2 protein-coding genes and 1 pseudogene are annotated in these 2,047 nt (G+C 57.4%); all 3 read left to right on the forward strand.

Annotated features, from left to right (window positions below; genetic code table 11):
- A partial coding sequence (locus tag GEU01_RS21110) for an IS66 family transposase (RefSeq protein ID WP_019086484.1) occupies window positions 1-351 on the forward strand: 351 nt, incomplete at its 5' end.
- Window positions 352-382: 31 nt separating this feature from the next.
- Window positions 383-1,636, forward strand: a pseudogene (locus GEU01_RS23735) (putative bifunctional diguanylate cyclase/phosphodiesterase); the annotation flags it as partial.
- Window positions 1,637-1,733: 97 nt separating this feature from the next.
- Window positions 1,734-2,047, forward strand: a 314-nt coding sequence (locus GEU01_RS21120) for a helix-turn-helix domain-containing protein (RefSeq protein WP_019087064.1), incomplete at its 3' end; no start/stop codon positions are given.

The following is a 2,047-nucleotide window of genomic DNA, read 5'->3' on the forward strand; positions in this document are numbered from 1 at the left end:
AAAAATCCCGTTGCCCACGCCATGAACTATTTTCTCAGACGTGCCGATACATTCACACGATTCCTCACTGACGGCCGGATCTGCCTCTCAAACAATGCAGCAGAACGCGCCCTGCGCGGCATCGCCCTGGGCAGGAAAGCCTGGTTGTTCGCCGGGTCCGATCGTGGCGGAGAGCGCGCCGCCGCCATGTATTCCCTGATCGTCACCGCGCGCCTGAACGATGTCGATCCCCATGCATGGCTCGCTGATGTCCTGGCACGGATCAATGACATCCCCAATCCACGCCTCCATGAACTCCTGCCCTGGCACTGGAAAGCCCACCAGCAGGTCCACAATACCATCGCCGCCTGAATACGCCCGCGTCTCTCGCCGGATGATTACGATCAGCCAGCCAGGCGATAACCGCTTTGCCGTGGTACTCATGGATCTGGATCGTTTTCGCGATATCAACGATGCGCTGGGGCATGTCCAGGGTGATACCTTCCTGAAGGCGGTGGCGGAGCGTCTCAAGACACTGTGCCGCAGCAATTATGTGCTCAGCCGCTCTGGCGGGGATGACTTTGTGGTGGTTATTCCCAACGCGACGGCCGAAACCGCCGTCGCCTTCGTAAAAAATGTCATCGACGCCATGCAGCGACCGCTGAACGTCGCGGGCAATCACCTGGCTGCTTCTTTCAGCATGGGCATCGCGGTATTTCCGGAAAACGGGCCGGATGGAGAGTCCCTCGTCAGTTGTGCCGAAATCGCGATGCGTCAGGCCAAGAAGGACGCGCGCGGCGGATATAAGCTAGCCAATACAACCGAGAGTACTGAAGCGCAGGACCGGCTGGTTCTGGGCAGTGCACTGCGGGACTCCCTGTCAAAGGGGATGCTGAACCTGCATTACCAGCCTCAGATTGAGGCCATTACAGGCAAGATATATGGGGTGGAAGCCTTGTCCCGGTGGAATCATCCCACGCTCGGTAATATTTTTCCATCCCGTTTCATCGCCGTGGCGGAAGAAACTGGCCAGATCGAAGCAATCGGCCGCTGGTCGCTTGAAAAGGCCTGCCGCCAGATCACTAGATGGGATCGTGATGGAGTCAGGATACCGGTTGTCGCGGTCAACCTTTCGGCCGGGCATTTCCGCAACCGATCCTTGGTGCCGATGATTGATGGCCTGCTGAAAAAATACAACCTGGCGCCTGAACGACTGACCGTGGAAATCACGGAAAGCGTGATGATGGACGAGAGCGAGGAAACGATGAACGTACTTTCCTCCATCCGAAAACTTGGTGTCGGCCTTTCCATGGATGATTTTGGTACCGGTTTTTCCAGTCTGTCGCGTTTGACGCGCCTGCCGCTGACAGAAATCAAAATCGATCGCAGCTTTATCATGAATCTTGAACATGATGCGAATGCCCAGGCCGTCACGACCGCTGTGATTGGTATTGGCAACCGATTAGGCATGACTGTTGTAACTGAAGGCGTCGAAACAGAAGCACAATATAGTCTGCTGCAGGCACTACATTGTGACGTGCTGCAGGGCTATCTGTTTGCAAAGCCCATGTCGGCCACTGATCTTGAGGCATGGGCGCGTAAACCGCATGATTTTCTGAAGACGACCTCAGAAAATCATACACAAAAAGATGAATAACATTATTTCCTAATACCAAAGGACGTAGCCACTGACTCGTGTGTGAAGTGACAAACGGCGCTGGCTCTGATTCTCTTGATGCGGGAGGATCTGGCTGATGACGAGGGCGGTGAAGCTACGGGATGACTATTCGGCCTCTGATCTGAGGCGACTTGCGGCGCGTAGCCGGCAGGCGAACGCTGCGCGCCGGCTTCTGGCCCTGGCAGCAATCCGTGACGGGGCGAGCCGGACGGATGCGGCCCGCGTGGGCGGCATGGACCGCCAGACGCTGCGGGACTGGGTCCACCGCTTCAATGCTGAAGGGCCGGATGGCCTGCGCGATTATCAGCATCCGGGACCAGCCTGCCGTTTGAACGGGGCACAGCAGGCCGAACTGAAGGCGCTGGTCGAGGCCGGGCCCGATCGGCAGCG

Origin of the sequence: Komagataeibacter europaeus LMG 18890, from assembly GCF_000285295.1 — a bacterium.
GTDB lineage: Bacteria > Pseudomonadota > Alphaproteobacteria > Acetobacterales > Acetobacteraceae > Komagataeibacter > Komagataeibacter europaeus.